This is a genomic window from Rhodococcus sp. GA1 (assembly GCF_024321955.1).
Classification (GTDB): Bacteria; Actinomycetota; Actinomycetes; order Mycobacteriales; family Mycobacteriaceae; genus Rhodococcus; species Rhodococcus pyridinivorans.
Window position 1 is genome coordinate 2,485,934 of record NZ_CP097186.1, and the last position, 16,012, is coordinate 2,501,945.

12 protein-coding genes are annotated in these 16,012 nt (G+C 67.3%); all 12 read right to left on the reverse strand.

Translation table 11 applies throughout. From position 1 onward, the window contains the following. Window positions 1–13 precede the first annotated feature (13 nt). On the reverse strand, window positions 14–2,518 hold the full coding sequence (gene gyrA, locus M3330_RS11670) for a DNA gyrase subunit A (protein ID WP_006550923.1): 2,505 nt from the start codon (window positions 2,516–2,518) through the stop codon (window positions 14–16). 148 nt (window positions 2,519–2,666) lie between these two features. Further along, a complete protein-coding gene (locus tag M3330_RS11675; protein ID WP_255028777.1) occupies window positions 2,667–3,500 on the reverse strand; it encodes an MHYT domain-containing protein in 834 nt (277 codons plus the stop codon). Window positions 3,501–3,633: 133 nt separating this feature from the next. Next, window positions 3,634–4,446, reverse strand: coding sequence for an MHYT domain-containing protein (locus tag M3330_RS11680; protein WP_006550921.1), 813 nt, complete (start codon window positions 4,444–4,446; stop codon window positions 3,634–3,636). A 173-nt stretch (window positions 4,447–4,619) separates the two neighbouring features. Next, on the reverse strand, window positions 4,620–5,432 hold the full coding sequence (locus M3330_RS11685) for an MHYT domain-containing protein (RefSeq protein ID WP_006550920.1): 813 nt from the start codon (window positions 5,430–5,432) through the stop codon (window positions 4,620–4,622). Beyond that, on the reverse strand, window positions 5,432–5,986 hold the full coding sequence (locus tag M3330_RS11690; protein ID WP_024102547.1) for an ATP/GTP-binding protein: 555 nt from the start codon (window positions 5,984–5,986) through the stop codon (window positions 5,432–5,434). Before M3330_RS11690 ends, M3330_RS11685 begins: the two co-directional genes overlap by 1 nt. A gap of 13 nt (window positions 5,987–5,999) precedes the next feature. Further along, window positions 6,000–6,374 carry a DUF742 domain-containing protein gene (locus tag M3330_RS11695; protein ID WP_006550918.1) on the reverse strand — a complete coding sequence of 125 codons (375 nt, stop codon included), beginning with the start codon at window positions 6,372–6,374 and terminating at the stop codon, window positions 6,000–6,002. Between the two features lie 13 nt (window positions 6,375–6,387). After that, window positions 6,388–6,804, reverse strand: coding sequence for a roadblock/LC7 domain-containing protein (locus M3330_RS11700; RefSeq protein ID WP_006550917.1), 417 nt, complete (start codon window positions 6,802–6,804; stop codon window positions 6,388–6,390). Next, window positions 6,801–10,286: an ATP-binding protein gene (locus tag M3330_RS11705; protein WP_255028778.1), complete on the reverse strand. Its 3,486-nt coding sequence runs from the start codon at window positions 10,284–10,286 to the stop codon at window positions 6,801–6,803. Before M3330_RS11705 ends, M3330_RS11700 begins: the two co-directional genes overlap by 4 nt. 349 nt (window positions 10,287–10,635) lie before the next feature. Beyond that, the gene (gene gyrB / locus M3330_RS11710; RefSeq protein WP_019290470.1) at window positions 10,636–12,672 is read right to left on the reverse strand and encodes a DNA topoisomerase (ATP-hydrolyzing) subunit B; all 2,037 of its coding nucleotides are present in this window, start codon (window positions 12,670–12,672) and stop codon (window positions 10,636–10,638) included. A 215-nt stretch (window positions 12,673–12,887) separates the two neighbouring features. Beyond that, window positions 12,888–13,460, reverse strand: a complete 573-nt coding sequence (locus tag M3330_RS11715; protein ID WP_019290471.1) for a DUF721 family protein — start codon at window positions 13,458–13,460, stop codon at window positions 12,888–12,890. Next, window positions 13,457–14,689, reverse strand: a complete 1,233-nt coding sequence (gene recF / locus M3330_RS11720) for a DNA replication/repair protein RecF (RefSeq protein ID WP_006550913.1) — start codon at window positions 14,687–14,689, stop codon at window positions 13,457–13,459. Before recF ends, M3330_RS11715 begins: the two co-directional genes overlap by 4 nt. A gap of 22 nt (window positions 14,690–14,711) precedes the next feature. Further along, entirely contained in the window at window positions 14,712–15,896 is a 1,185-nt protein-coding gene (gene dnaN, locus M3330_RS11725) for a DNA polymerase III subunit beta (protein ID WP_024102543.1), read from the reverse strand. Window positions 15,897–16,012: the final 116 nt, after the last annotated feature.

Sequence of the window (16,012 nt, forward strand, 5' to 3'; positions counted from 1 at the left end):
GGGGAGTGCTCACTTACGACTCCTTAGCTCCGGCTGCGTCGGCTTCGTCCGGCTCGTCGGCGTTGCGCGCGATCGCGAGCAATGTATCGCCCTCGGCCAGGTTCATGAGCCGCACGCCCTTGGTCTGACGGCCTGCCTTGCGCACCTGCTTCGCCGCAGTGCGGATGACACCGCCGCTCGAGGTGATGGCGTACAACTCGTCGTCGTCCTCGACGATGCGCGCCCCGACCAGGTTGCCACGCTTGCGGTCGTACTGGATGGTCAGAACACCCTTACCGCCGCGACCTTGGACCGGGTAGTCCTCCATCGGGGTGCGCTTGGCGTAACCACCCGAGGTAGCGACCAGCAGGTACGTGCCCTCCTTGACGACGTTGAGCGAGAGCAGCTTGTCCTCGCCGTTGAACCGCATGCCCTGCACACCGGAGGTCGCGCGGCCCATCGGACGCAGCGCCTCGTCGGTGGCCGAGAAACGGATCGACTGGCCCTGCTGCGAGACGAGCAGCAGATCGTCCTCGGCGGAGCACAACACCGCGCCGACGAGCTCGTCGTCGCCGCGCAGGTTGATCGCGACGATGCCGCCCGAACGGTTGGAGTCGAAGTCCGACAGGCGCGACTTCTTGACCAGGCCGTTGCGGGTCGCGAGCACCAGGTACGGCGCATCCTCGTAGGTTTTGAGGCGGATGACGCCCTGGATGCGCTCGTCGGGCTGGAAGGCCAGGAGGTTCGCGACGTGCTGACCACGCGCCGTGCGATTCGCCTCGGGCAGCTCGTACGCCTTCGCGCGGTAGACGCGGCCCTTCGTCGTGAAGAACAGCAGCCAGTCGTGCGTGGACGTCACGAAGAAGTGCTTGACGATGTCGTCCTGCTTGAGCTCGGCACCCTTGACGCCCTTGCCGCCGCGCTTCTGCGAGCGGTACAGGTCGGTGCGCGTGCGCTTGGCGTAACCGGTCTCGGTGATGGTGACGACGACGTCCTCACGTGCGATGAGGTCCTCGTCGTTGACATCACCGTCGGCCGCGACAAGCCGCGTGCGGCGCTCGTCGCCGTACTTGTCGACGATCTCCTTCAGCTCGTCGCGGACGATGGCGCGCTGCCGCTCCGGACGGGCCAGGATGTCCTTGTAGTCCTCGATCTCGCGCTCGATCTCGGCGAGGTCGTCGACGATCTTCTGACGCTCGAGAGCAGCCAGGCGACGCAGCTGCATCGCCAGGATGGCGTCGGCCTGGATCTCGTCGACCGTGAGCAGATCGATCAGGCCGGCGCGCGCGATGTCGACGGTCTGCGACGCGCGGATGAGCGCGATGACCTCGTCGAGCGCGTCGAGGGCCTTGACCAGGCCGCGCAAAATGTGGGCGCGTTCCTCGGCCTTGCGCAGCAGGTACCGCGTACGCCGGACGATGACCTCGATCTGGTGGTCGACGTACAACCGGATCATCTGGTCGAGGCGCAGCGTGCGCGGCACCCCGTCGACGATCGACAGCATGTTGCAGCCGAAACTCGTCTGCAGCTGCGTGTGCTTGTAGAGGTTGTTGAGAACCACCTTGGCCACCGCGTCGCGGCGGACAGTGACGACGATGCGCATGCCCACGCGGTCGGACGACTCGTCGTGGATGTCGGAGATGCCCGCGATCTTGCCGTCGCGGACCTGTTCGGCGATCGACGTGATGAGGTTGTCCGGGTTGACCATGTACGGCAGCTCGGTGATGACGATGCTGGTGCGGCCCTTGGAGTCCTCTTCGATCTCCACGACGCCGCGCATCTTCACCGATCCGCGACCGGTCGTGTAGGCATCGTGGATGCCCTGCGTGCCCGTGATCAGGCCGGCGGTCGGGAAGTCCGGTCCCTTGATCCGCTCCATGACCGCGGCGAGGGTGGTCTCCTCGTCGGCCTCGAAGTTGTCGAGCGCCCAGTAGATGGCCTCCGCAACCTCCCCGAGATTGTGCGGCGGGATGTTGGTGGCCATACCGACCGCGATACCGCCCGAACCGTTGATCAACAGGTTGGGGATACGGCTGGGGAGAACCGTCGGTTCCTGCGTGCGGCCGTCGTAGTTCGGCTGGAAATCGACCGTCTCGTGGTCGATCTCCCGCAGCATCTCCATCGCGAGCGGCGTGAGCCGGCACTCGGTGTACCGCATGGCGGCGGCGCCGTCGTTGCCGCGGGAACCGAAGTTGCCCTGACCGTCGACGAGTGGATAGCGCATCGACCACGGCTGCGCCAGACGCACGAGCGTGTCGTAGATCGACGCGTCGCCGTGCGGGTGGTAGTTGCCCATGGTCTCGGCGACCGCGCGCGCCGACTTCACGTACCCGCGGTCGGGACGGAAGCCGTTGTCGAACATCGCATAGAGCACGCGACGGTGCACCGGTTTGAGACCGTCACGCACGTCGGGCAGAGCACGGCCCACGATCACGCTCATCGCATAATCGATGTAACTGCTCTGCATCTCCTGCTGGATGTCGACGGGCTCGATGCGGTCGTGCCCCGGCCCCTCCGGAGGCAACGTGGTGTCGGTCATGAGCTCCTTCTTCTACTCGGCTCGCACGCCCGGCTCCGGCCTTCGGCCCGACGGACGTCTCGCAACCACACGAGTCTATAGGTGCAGGTCAGCCGATGCCGAGAAGGACAGGCACTTCACAGCCCGAGATCTGTCCGGAACCGAGTTCTCACATGTGGGATCCGGTGACCGGGTCGCGGTCCACCTGCCGTTCCGCCTCCGACGCCCACTGCCCGAGCCGGGCGTCGCGCACGGCGTCCTCCGGGTCGGAGGCGAGCAGCAGCGCGGTGATCGGCACGGCCAGGACGATGATGCCGAGGACGAACGCAGGGAACAGCAGCGACATCACGGTCATGCCTTCGGGCGCGGGCATGCTCGGATCGAGGGTGACCCGCACGCCGGCCATGCCGGTGTAGTGCAGCGCCACGACCGCGCATCCCATGACGAAGGCCGGGACGACGCGGATCTCGAGACGACGCGTGCGGCGGGCCAGTGCGAGCGCGGCCGTGGAGGCGACGACACCGATGATCACCGAGGCGATCACGTACCCCGTCTCGTGTTCGATCGCGCCCCGGATGCGGATGGCGTACATGCCGCTGTAGTGCATCATGCTGACGGCGGCGCCCATGAGCAGACCGCCGATGAGCAACCGCACCGATTCGGGAATGCGGTGCTTGCTGACGTCGTGCACGTCGGCGATCCGCAGACCCACGAGGGTCGCGACGACGGCGAGCACGACAGAGAAGACCGTCGGTGCCAGTTCGTATCGGATGGTCGTACCCGGCACGGAGAAGCCCATCATGCCGATGAAATGCATGAGCCAGATGCCCACGCCGCCGATGGACAACGATGCCATGAGGAGCCACCAGTTGCCGCTGCGCCGCGGCTCTTCGAGCGACCGCCGGACACAGGACAATCCGACGAAGGAGCCCATCACAGCGGTGGCGTAGGAGAGGAGGAAAACCCACATCCCCATGGAGAAGTCGTGTACGTCGTGCGACACGTGAGGTCCTCACAGCGGCGCGCTGTCACCACCGCGCTCGGAGGGCACGCGCCACGACTTACCCGATGCGGGCTGCACCCCGACTTTCCAGCAGCGTAAGCGAGCTTATCGTGCTGTGGGTGTTCACATCACATCACCGTTTCACATGTCGTCCGTAAGGACGGGAGACCGTCTCGGGGCCGTCCCCACCGAGCCAGATCGCCATCTCCCGCTCCTGCTCGAGGTCCTGTGTGCTCGCCGATGCCATCAGAGCTACGACCGGCACCGCGAGCAGCGCGACACCGATGATGAATCCAGGGAACAGCAGGGTCATGATGGTCATCCCCTCCGGATTCGGAGCGGACGGATCGACGGTCACCGCGATCCCGGCCATGCCCGTGTAGTGCAGTGCCACCACGGCGCATCCCATGACGGCGGCGGCCGGGATCCGCACGGCCGGCCGTTCCGCGACCCGCGACAGCCACAACGCGACGATCGACGCGACGACACCGATCGCGACGGACGCCGCGACGTACGACCGTCCCTGCTCGAGTTCGCCCTGGATCCGCACCGCGGCCATGCCGCTGTAGTGCATGCCGGCGACCGCGAAGCCCATGATCACGCCGCCGACGAGAAGCCGGACATCCGACGGCAACCCACGGATCCACTGCACGTCGGTGTCGAGGATCCGCAATCCGACCAGCGTGGCCGTCACGGCGAGCGCGACCGACAGCAGCGTCAGTCCGAGGTCGTAACGGATCGCGGAACCGGGTACGTCGAAGCCCATCATCCCGATGAAGTGCATCAACCAGATTCCGACGCCCCCGATGGACAGGGCTGCCATGAGTGTCCATCGGGTCCGGGCGACCGACGTCCATGCGTTCGCAGCCTTGCGCGCGCAGGACAGACCGGCATAGCACCCCACTGCGGACGTGATGTAGGCGAGTGCGAAAAGCCAACCGCCCATGGAAAAATGGTGAACCTCGTGCGACATGTTGCCCCCCAGGAAGCGGCACGCACGGCACATCGATCCGTGTCGTGCCGAGTAGACCGACAGCGACCCCCGACGCTGCACAGAAGACTACTCCATTTCCGGGATTTCAACCAGATATATTGACTTACAACATGTTCGGACGATACTCAGAAGGTCCGACCGTCGACGGGATCTACCGGGCCGTCGGCCGCCCACCGCTCGGATTCCTCTTCCAGTTCCGCCGCAAGACGATCCGGGGCCTGGAGCACCAGGACGATCGGAACGGCCAGCAGCAACAGGCCTACGACGAAGAGCGGGAAGAGAATGGAGAAGACCTCGATCCCACCGGAAACCACCACGGCGGGGTCGATCTCCACACGGACCGACGCGGCGGCGAGGAAGTGCACCGCGATCACGGCGACGCCGGCCAACGCGCTGCTCAGCAGGCGCTTGGGCCACGTGTCCGCCGTCTTCACCTGGGCCAGGAAGCCCACGGCCGTCGCGATCGCCAGCCCCACCGCTGCGGCGACCCAGAGCGGATCGAAGGTCAGCGATCCCTGGATCCGCACCGCTGCGAGGACCGAGAACGGCGCGCCCGCAAGGCCGGCGCCCAGCACGAGAGCACCCGTGACCGTCCGGGCGAGGGTGGCGGGAGCGTTGTCCGGGATCGCGACGAGCAGCGCCACGTACACCGACACCAGCGCGACGAGCATCGAGAACACGATGGTGACGGTGTCGAACCGCACCACACTGTCCTCGACGTTGAAGCCCGCCATCGGAAGGAACATAGCGAGCCAGACACCGACGCCACCGCTCACCAGGGCAGCGAGAATCATCCAGTACGAACGCAATCGGTCGCTGGAGGTGGTACGGACCCGTCGAGCACCGGTGACCCCGATGAACACCCCGATCGCCGAGGTCAGATAGGCAAGGACCGTGACCCACGAGCCCATCGTGAAGAGTTCGAGGCCCTCCCCCATTACTGGGTCACCGGCTGGTGCAGCTTCCGCAGAGCGTATTCGGTGACGGTGACCAGGGCCTGCTTCGCCGACTCACGTGCTCGCGCATCGATCGACACGATCGGCACATCCGCCGAGATCGCCATCGCCTGACGGATGTCCTCGAGCGGGTACCGGGGAGCATCGTCGAATTCGTTGATGGCGACGATGAACGGGAGATTGCGCGCCTCGAAGAAGTCGACGGCGGCGAAGCTCTCATCCAGGCGACGCGTATCGATCAGCACAATCGCCCCGATGGCGCCGCGGATCAGGTCGTCCCACATGAACCAGAAGCGGTGCTGTCCGGGCGTGCCGAACAGGTAGAGGACGAGGTCGTCGGCCAGACTGATACGACCGAAGTCCATGGCGACCGTGGTGGTCGCCTTCTGCGGTGTCGCAGAGAGGTTGTCGACGCCGTCGCTGGCGTTCGTCACGAGCGCCTCGGTACGAAGCGGCACGATTTCCGACACCGTCCCGACCAGAGTCGTCTTACCGACGCCGAAGCCTCCGGCGATCACGATCTTGGTCGAGGTCACGCGCTTCGTGGCGTTAGAGTTCGCGAAGTCCACTGAGGACCCTTTCAATCAGCTCACGACGCTCCGCGTCGCTCGAATCGTCTTTCAGCGTGGCCAGGATCTGTACGTGTCCGGCTTCGACGAGATCGGCGACGAGCACGCGTGCCACGCCGATCGGCACCCCCACGCGCGCGGCGATCTCCGCGACGGAGGGTGATTCCTTGCACAGCTCCAGGATCGTGGCATTGATGTTGTCCAGATCCCGGGACCGATCGTCGGTTCCCGGAATGGCCTGGATGAGCGCCTCCAACGCCAGTTCGACCGCAGGACTCGTACGTCCCGAAGTCAGGGAGTAGGGCCGGACCAGACTGGGCTGATCCGGCACGGACTCCGGCTTCCGCGATTCCATGGCCACCTCGACGTCAGGACCCTAGACCGACCCGCGGGGTGGCTTCGACCGAAGCACCCACTCGATCGACCAAGAGCGCCATCTCGTAACCGACCTGTCCGATGTCGCACTCGGAGGCGGTCAAGGCCGCCAGGTGCGAGCCGTCGCCGACGCTCATCAGCAGCAAGTAGCCGTGCTGCATCTCCACGACGGACTGCAGCACACCCCCACCGTCGAACAGCTGCGACACACCGTTGGACAGGCTGGCCAGGCCCGAGGTCACCGCAGCGAGCTGCTCGGCACGATCCACCGGGAGGTGGGCGCTGGCGGCCATGAGCAGACCGTCGGCGGACACGAGCACGGCATGCGAGACACCCGGGACTTCGCGCGCGAAGTTGGAAACCAACCAGTCCAATGGACGAGCTGCGTCGGATCCATGATCAATATTCATCGAACTCCCTGTTCGTCGTTCTCGCGATTGCTGGAATTCGCCGAGGCGCGTCCGTTGCGGACACCCTGCTGATGGCGGCTCAAGTTGGCCCGGATGGCTTCCGGGTCTCGACGTCGAATGGTCCTCGGCAGCTCACCCGTTGCCGGTGCCCGAACAGCACCCGGCACCAGACGCTCGCCGGGAGCGCGCCGCGGAAGACCCGCGGTGGTGTGCTCCTCCACGGGGGACTCGGTAGCACGCTGTGCGGCTTCCCAACCCGCGTCCGCCGCGGAGTGCCACTCCCGCTTCCTGCGGTCCTCCGGAAGGCTCGTCGGGTCGACGAGCCAGTCCGACATCATCGTGGTGAAGATCGGGGTGTTCGCCGGCTGCGGACGGGCCGACGCGAGGTCGGACCGCGGCTGGAAGAACGATGCGGTCTTCGCCGAGTTGGTCCGGTAGCGATGGCGGGCCGCCTGCTGCGCGTCGCTGTGCGGTGAGACGGAGCCACCGTCGGCGATGCTCGGGCCGGAGACCGCTGCGGCCGAATCGGGTTCGGAAGCGTTGGTCGACGCAGCGGGTTGCTGCGGAAGCCCCGGCGTGCTGCCCGGCTGACGACGCGGCAGACCGGGCGCGCTTCCCGGACGACGCTGCGGGAAACCCGTCGAGGGTTCCTGCTGCCGACGGTCCGCATCCTGCTCGGGGGCGCGCTGTGCGTCCGGCGCGGGGGCGCGCTGGGGCAGGTCGGGACGGTTCGGTGTGTCCGGGCGGCCTGCGGCGTCGCCACCTGCGAGCGGTCCCGCCGACGGCTGTTGCTGCGGCCGGTTCTGCGGAACGGACGGGGACGATCCGGAAGCCCGTCCCGGCAGGCCGGGAGTCGCGCCCGGCCGACGCTGCGGAAGACCGGGGGACGCGGGTCGCTGCTGCGGGGCGGGTGCACGATGCGCCGAACCCTGCTGGGGCTCACGGACCGGCAAGGACTGCGACTGCGACTGCTGGGAGTCCGTTGGCGACAGGCCCGGTGTGGCACCGGGACGACGCTGCGGAAGACCCGAAAGCCCTTCCCGGCGAGACCGATCGGCGTCGGGTCGTGGCCCGGCACCGTTGCGGCCGTCGAGCGGGTGACCGTTGGTCTCGTCCGGCCCGCGACGAGGACCGCGCGGAGGCAGCGACGACGCGAAGGCTGCTGCGGCGTCCGGCTCGATCCGGCGCGGCTGCGGCGACCGGGGTGGAGTCGGGAGACCAGGCGTCTCGCCCGGCTGACGCGTGGGCAGACCCGGAGTTCCACCCGGGCGACGCTGCGGAAGACCCGACGGGCCGAACTCGCGGGATGCCGACGGTGCCTGATTGTCGCGCTGCGGCTCGTCGCGTCGCTCGTCGTCGTAGGACGGCTCCGCATCCCATGCGGCGGAAGCGCTCTCGTCGACATCGGCGGCGTAACCGTTGTTCGCGTAGCCGTTGTCGTAGGCATCGTCGGACTCGTCCGCACGGACATCGTCGGCGGAGTCGAGCGGCTGCGAGGACGCGTACTCGTGCCGGTCGTCGGCCGCGGGCAGACCCTGCGGGGCGACGGGCGCCGAGAGCGCCTGCGGTGCCGAGTACTCCTCCGCTTCGATCTCGATGCGCGGCTGGGGACCGGTGTGCGACAACGCCAACGGGGAGACCAGCAGGACGTCCGGGATGTGGACGCTCGCGGTGATACCCGGGTTGCGCGCGGTGTCGAAGGTCGGGCGCAGGCGCACGGTGAGACCGTGCCGCTCGGCCAGTCGCGAGACCACGAACAGACCCATGTGGCGTGCGGTGTCGGGACCGACCTCGCCGCCCTTGGCGAGACGCTGGTTGATGGACTCGAGTTCGTCGGCCGGGATACCGATACCGCGGTCGGCGATCTCGACGAGCAGGCCACCGTCGACGGCTCGCGCGAAGCTGAAGGTGACGTTGCTGTCGGGCGGCGACGCGCGCAGCGAGTTGTCGACCAGCTCGGCGAGCAGATGCACGATGTCGGTCGCGACCGCGCCGCTGAGGGCACCGTCGGGAGTCGAACCGATCTGCACGCGCTGGTAGTCTTCGACCTCCGACATCGCGGCGCGCAGGATGTCGCCGAGCTGCACGGGCGCGGAGTGACCGCGGCGCGTGCGGGTACCGGAGAGAATCAGCAGGTTGTCGCCGTTCCGGCGCATACGCGCGGCGAGGTGGTCGAGGCGGAACAGGCTCTCGAGTCGGGCCGGATCCTTCTCCTCGTACTCGAGTCGTTCGATGAGGCCGAGCTGCTGCTCGACGAGCGACTTGGAGCGACGTGCGAGTGTCTCGAACATGTCGCTGATCTGCAGGCGGAGGTGTGCCTGCTCGCCGGCGAGACGCAGTGCCTGCCCGTGCATGTCGTCGACGGCGCGGGCGAGCTGACCGATCTCCTCGGTGGTGTGCACCGGGACTCGGGTGAACTCGATATCCTCGATGTTGTCGCCGACCTTGATGCGGTCGATGGCCTCGGGCAGCTCCTGCCGCGCGACCTTCAGCGTGCCGTAACGCAGGCGGCGGATCGGGCCGACCAGTGAGCGGGACACGAGCAATGCGAGCACGAGGGCTGCGAGCAGGGCTGCGAGCACGATCGCGGTGTCGCGGAGAGCGGCCGAGCGGGTTTCCGCGGCGCGGTCCTGAATCGTAGTGCTGACCTGCGACGACGCTTCGTCGATGATGGTGCCGTAGATGTCGACACTGTCGAGCAGCGACGCGCGGATGTCGAGGATCGGGAGCGGACCGGAACCGGCCGCGTCGACCATGTCGGCACGTTCCTGGACGCCGGCCCGCAGTTCGGCGATCTGCTGATCGGCCATCAGGTAGGAGCGGGCGAGCAGGTCGAGCATCGCGAGCTCGGCGCCGGAGGCGGACACCAGCGCGGTGCCCGGCTGGGTCGGGTCGTCGATCAGCTGGAGCAGACCGAGAACCTGACCGAAGAGGTAGCGCTGCGAGTACCACGCGTTGATCAGCTGGTCGCCGTAGCCGATGATCTCGCGATCGTCGACCTCACCGAGGATGGCCTCGACGACACGGTTGAGGCTGTCGCGCACCTCGTTGGTGACGGCACCGATCTCCTCGATCGGCACCGGACCCGCCTGAATCTTCGTGTAGAGCGACTGGGCCGTGGCGGCGGTGCGGCTGAGGTCGGCGGTCACGGCGGGATCGAGCTCGGGGTTCTCCGTGATCGCGGCGATCGTGCCGAAAGCGTCACCGAGAGCCGCCATTTCCTCGGGGGTCGCCGTTCCGACCGCGGCATCCGCGGTGGCGGTGGCGAACGCCGTCGAGAAATCCACGATGTCCGGCACGGCTGCGACCTGATCGGCTGCGGACGAGAAGTGGACGGCGTTGCTGAGCTCGTTCTCGACCCGAAGACCACCGAGGACCATTGCCACAGTCACGGGGACAGCGAGAACGGCGGTGACCTTCCTGCGAAGACCCCACCCCTCGATGTTCCACCACCGCTGCTGGGGCGGCGACTTGTCACTCATGGATCACAGCTCTCCTTCCACCCCGTCCGCGCCGGGCGACGAACACCAGTCGGCACTGCACTCCGTTGAGCGCGTTTTCGATCGAGTGCAGTCGAACGAGACGTTTCGGGTGAGGGCACCATATCGGGACATACAGCGGATACGGAAGAGTGAGTTCTTCCCGTACCCCGCGCTGCCCCAGCCCCCTCGTCGGCAGCCACACGTACAGATGGCCGATAGAAGTGTACTCACGAGTAACGAAGAAGGCTAACGGCCCTGCCCACTTCCGGGCGCACGACATGCGAATCCCCGCTGTGATGTACGACACAGCGGGGATTCGCATGCAGTTCTCCGGCGCTGCCGGCCGTGATCAGACGTCGAGGAAGCGGACATCCTTCGCGTTACGGGTGATGAAGCTCCGTCGTGCCGCGACGTCCTCACCCATCAGAACGCTGAACAGCTCGTCGGCGGCAGCGGCGTCGTCAAGGGTCACCTGACGCAGGACGCGGACGCTCGGATCCATGGTGGTCTCCCACAGCTCTTTGGCGTTCATTTCACCGAGGCCCTTGTAGCGCTGGATGCCGTCGTCCTTGTTGATCCTCTTGCCGGCCTTCAGACCCGCCTCGAGCAGGGCGTCGCGCTCGCGGTCGGAGTACGCGAACTCCGGCTCGCTGCGCTGCCACTTGAGCTTGTACAGCGGCGGCTGTGCCAGGAAGACGTGGCCTTCCTCGACCAGCGGCCGCATGAAGCGGAAGAGCAGCGTGAGCAGCAGCGTCGCGATGTGCTGACCGTCGACGTCGGCGTCGGCCATCAGGACGATCTTGTGGTACCGCAGCTTCGAGATGTCGAATTCCTCGTGGATGCCGGTACCGAACGCCGTGATGATCGACTGGACCTCGGCGTTCTTGAGGACCTTGTCGATCCGGGCCTTCTCGACGTTGATGATCTTGCCGCGCAGCGGAAGGATCGCCTGGTACATCGAGTCGCGACCCGACTTGGCGGAGCCACCCGCGGAGTCGCCCTCCACGATGTAGATCTCACACTTGCTCGGGTCCTTCGACCGGCAGTCGGCGAGCTTGCCGGGCAGACCACCGATGTCGGTCGCGCTCTTGCGGCGGACGAGCTCGCGCGCCTTACGAGCGGCGACACGCGCGTGCGCCGACGACACGGCCTTGGTGACGATCGTCTTCGCGTCGGCCGGGTTGGCCTCGAACCAGTGCGAGATGTGCTCGTTGCACGCCTTCTGCACGAAGGACTTCACCTCGGTGTTGCCGAGCTTGGTCTTCGTCTGGCCCTCGAACTGCGGCTCAGCGACCTTGACGGAGATGATCGCCGCGAGACCCTCACGGATGTCGTCACCCGTGAGGTTCGGGTCCTTGTCCTTGAGGAGTTTCTTGTCCTTCGCGTAGCGGTTGACGACCGTGGTCAGCGCCGCACGGAAGCCTTCCTCGTGCGTACCGCCCTCGTGGGTGTTGATGGTGTTGGCGAAGGTGTGGACGGACTCGGAGTAACCCGAGTTCCACTGCATCGCGACCTCGAGTTCGTGGCCGGTGCCCTTGGCGGTGAACCCGACGACGGAGTTGTGGATCGGCGACTTCGTGCGGTTGATGTGGCGCACGTAGTCCTCGAGACCACCCGGGTAGTGGTAGGTGCGGACCTTGACCTTGTGCACCTCGGGCTCAGTTGCCTCGACGGCCTGGTCCTCGGCGGTCTTCGGCGCCTCGGCGGTCTCCGGGACGTCCTCGTCGGTGACCTCTTCGGGAGCGACCCGCTCGTCGGTGAGAGTGATGGTCAGTCCCTTGTTGAGGAACGCCATCTCCTGCAGGCGACGCGCGACGGTCTCGAAGTTGAACGTCGTGGTCTCGAAGATCTCCGGGTCCGGCCAGAAGCGGACGGTGGTACCGGTCTGCTTGGTGGCCTCACCGCGGACGAGCTCGCCCGGCTTCGAGGCGGTGTACGTCTGCTCCCAGTGGTAGCCGTCGTTGTCGATCTCGACCTCGAGGGTTGTGGACAGGGCGTTCACCACGGAGATACCGACACCGTGCAGACCGCCGGAGACGGCGTAGGCATCGGAGTCGAACTTGCCACCCGCGTGGAGCTGGGTGAGGACGACCTCGACGGTGGGCACACCGGAGGCGTGCATACCGACGGGGATACCGCGACCGTCGTCGACGACCTGGACACCGCCGTCGGCGAGGAGGGTGACCTCCACCTTCGACGCGTAACCGGCCATGGCCTCGTCGACGGAGTTGTCGACGACCTCCCAGATCAGGTGGTGCAGGCCACGCTCTCCGGTGGAACCGATGTACATACCGGGGCGCTTGCGCACCGCCTCGAGACCCTCGAGGACGGTGATGGACGACGCACCGTACTCACTCTTGTTGTTGTTCGACTTCTGGGCAGCCACGGGTGGGTAGCTCTCCTTCTCCGATCGGCCCCGCGCACGCGCGCGACGCATTCCTGTCCATCCTACGTGCCCGTGAGCCTTGCGCCGGGGCGGACACGAAAGCGGGCGTTCCGTACCGCTGACGTCCCCGTAGCGGCCTCTTCGCGACCCGGACAACGTGATTTCCTACGCGCTCCGATTTTCGCCCCTCGTACGGGCCGGGAGCGAGCCCGGGATCACCCGTAGGTGTCGCGCGGTCCGCGGCCGCGGATGTGGCGTTCGCCTTTCCGCCAGCTCGGAGCCGTCGGGCCGGTGATCCGCAGTTCCTTGACCACCCCGTGCCCCACGGCCGCGGCGATCTTGGCGAGAATCTGCGATTGCATCATCCGCAGCTGGGTCGCCCAGGCGGTCGACTCGGCCGAGACGTGCAGGATCCCGTCGCGCAGTGTGGTCGGCTGGGCATGGCTCGCGATGTCGTCGCCGACGACCCGCGCCCAGCTTCCCATGACGGTGCCCTCGGACACGTGCGCCGACCAGCCCCGCTGTTTGGACAGCGACTGCGCGAGCGAACCGAGGGTCTGGGGATCGCGGTCGTCCGGCCCGGGTCCCGACCAGCCACGACGTCGGCGTTTCGGGCGCAGCGGCCCGCGCGACGCGCGTCCCTGGCCGACGGCCTTACCGCTCGCCTTGGCGGCAGCTCGAGCCTCCTCGAGCGCGCGGCGGGCCAGATCGATGCCCTTCGGCTCCGGCTCGTCCGCGCTGCGCTCCGGCCCGGCACCGCGTTCGGGACCTGCTTGTTCGTCGTTCAACCGACCTCCCCGGTGAGCGGGTCCGTCTCCCGTTGCACCGATCCCAGCACAGAGATACGACCTTCTTCGGTGTCCTCGGCATGCACGGGGTATCGGGCGCCGTTCAGTTCGGCCGGCACGTCCTCCGGCACGGCCGCCGTGATCAGCACCTGTTCGGCCGTCGCGGCGACCTCGGCGAGGGCGGAGCGGCGCCGTCGGTCGAGTTCGGCGAAGACGTCGTCGAGCATGAGAACAGGATCGGTGCCGTCGGTGCGGAGCAGGGCGAATGCCCCGAGCCGCAGTGCGAGCGCGAACGACCACGATTCGCCGTGGCTCGCATAGCCTTTCGCGGGTTCGGCACCGAGCGTCAGGTCGAGATCGTCGCGGTGGGGTCCGACGAGGCAGACGCCGCGTTCGATCTCCTTCGACCGCACCTCCGCGAGGCGGTGAAGGAAGACGGTCTCGAGAAACTCCCGGTCGTCGGGCGCGGGCGTGCGGGCCGGGTCGGAGAACTCCGGCGGCAGCGCGTCGGCCAGGCTGCTGCGATAACGCAGGCTCGCCGGACGCGACTCGGGTGCGATCGACCGGTACGCCTCGGACACGTGCGGGGCCAGTTCGTGCAGCAACGCGATGCGCGCGGCGAGCAGCTCGGCTCCGTGGGCCGCGAGATGACCGTCCCACACGTCGAGGGTCGCCAGAGCGCCCGCCCCGTCGCTCGAGCGACTCCCTCGCCGCAGTGCTCCCCCCGCGGTCTTGAGCAGGGCGGATCGCTGGCGCAGCACCTTGTCGTAGTCGGCCCGAACCCCGCTCATCCGCGGGAAACGCGTGCTGAGCAGTTCATCGAGGAACCGCCGGCGATCACCCGGGTCGCCGCGCACGAGCGACAGATCCTCCGGGGCGAAGAGCACCGTGCGGAGGATGCCGAGGATCTCTCGAGGACGCCGGGCGGGCGACTGATTGATCCGCGCCCGGTTCTGCTTGGCCTCGTTGATCTCGATGTCGATACCGAGCTCACGACCGTTGTTGACGACCAGCGCCCCGGCGAACGCCCGCGACGTGCCGGCCCGCAGCAGCGGGCCGTCGGAGGACACCCGGTGCGACGACAGCGTCGACAGATATCCGAGGGCCTCGAGCAGATTGGTCTTCCCGTGTCCGTTGCGCCCGACGAAGACCGTCGCCCCCGGAGTGAGGTCGACGGAAACCGTTCTCCACGAACGGAAGTCGCGCAGCGAGAAGGTGCGAACGTACACGGGGGTCCAGTCTCGGGGCCGGTCAGCCCGGCAGGCGCACCGGCATCAGAAGATAGGTGTAATCGCTGTCCGGAGCGGCGAACGTACCCGAGGAATCCGGCACGGGCTCCTCGTCGAGCGCCGGCCGCAGCACGGCCGGACGACTCGAAGTGGTGAACCCGAACGAGACCTTGTCGGTGTGCAGCGACGTCAGACCGTCGAGCAGGTAGCCGGGGTTGAACGCGATGATCAGCGGCTCACCGAAGAACTCCGCGGGATGCGATTCCTCGGCGCGGCCGGCGTCGTCGCCACCGGCGGACAGCATCACGCTGCCCTCGGTGAACTCGAGTCGGACCTGCGCACCGCGCTCGGCGACCAGCGCGACACGCTTGATCGCGTCGACCAACGGTGCGATTTCGACGGTCGCCATCGCGGTGTGCTCGTTGGGGAGCAACTGGCGGAACTTGGGGAATTCGGCGTCGAGCAGGCGCGTGGTGGTGCGGCGACCTTCGGCGACGATGCCGAGCAGGCCCTCGGCGCCCACCGACGACCCGCTGCCGAGCGCGAGCTGGACCGGGGAGTTGGACGACCCGCCAACAGTTTTCGCGGCCTCGGAGAGGGTCTTTGCGGGCACGAGCACGGCCGAGCTGGTGGACTCCGCGGTGGGCATCCACTCGAGCTTGCGCACTGCGAGACGGAAACGGTCGGTGGCAGCGAGCACCATGTCGGTGCCCTCGATCTCGACTCGGATGCCCGTGAGCATGGGAAGCGTGTCGTCCTTGCCGGCGGCGACGGCGACCTGGCTGATGGCCTCGGCGAACAGATCGCCGGAGAGTGCACCGGTCTGCTGCGGGAGCGCGGGCAGCTGCGGGTAGTCCTCCACAGGCATGGTGGGGAGCGAGAACTTGGCGCTACCGCACGTGATGAGCACACGGGTGCCGTCGAGCACGACATCCACAGGCTTGTGGGGCAACGCGCGGGTGATGTCGGCGAGCAGCTTGCCGGACACCAGCACCTGACCGGGGGTGATGACCTCGGCCGAGACGTGGACCTGCGCGGATACCTCGTAATCGAAGCCCGAGACCGTCAGCCCGCGTTCGTCCGCTCCGAGCAGGACACCGCCCAGGACGGGAACGGGGGGTCGCGACGGAAGGCTTCGGGCAACCCATGCAACGGAATCAGCGAAGTCCTCGCGAGGCACACGAAACTTCATACTTCCCAGCTCCATCGCCCGGTGGATCCCTTCGATCGTGGTCTCGACAAGTCTACGAAGTCTGTCACAGAACCCCGACACCGATGAGAGCGGAGCCGGGGGATGCGGGTCCACGCTATGCCTTCCCTCGC

Coding starts and splice junctions, on each gene's coding strand:
- gyrA (WP_006550923.1), bottom strand. CDS start 2,518: ATGACCGACACCACGTTGCCTCCGGAGGGGCCGGGGCACGACCGCATC.
- M3330_RS11705 (WP_255028778.1), bottom strand. CDS start 10,286: ATGAGTGACAAGTCGCCGCCCCAGCAGCGGTGGTGGAACATCGAGGGG.
- M3330_RS11700 (WP_006550917.1), bottom strand. CDS start 6,804: ATGAATATTGATCATGGATCCGACGCAGCTCGTCCATTGGACTGGTTG.
- M3330_RS11685 (WP_006550920.1), bottom strand. CDS start 5,432: ATGGGGGAGGGCCTCGAACTCTTCACGATGGGCTCGTGGGTCACGGTC.
- dnaN (WP_024102543.1), bottom strand. CDS start 15,896: ATGGAGCTGGGAAGTATGAAGTTTCGTGTGCCTCGCGAGGACTTCGCT.
- M3330_RS11695 (WP_006550918.1), bottom strand. CDS start 6,374: ATGGAATCGCGGAAGCCGGAGTCCGTGCCGGATCAGCCCAGTCTGGTC.
- M3330_RS11680 (WP_006550921.1), bottom strand. CDS start 4,446: ATGGGCGGTTGGCTTTTCGCACTCGCCTACATCACGTCCGCAGTGGGG.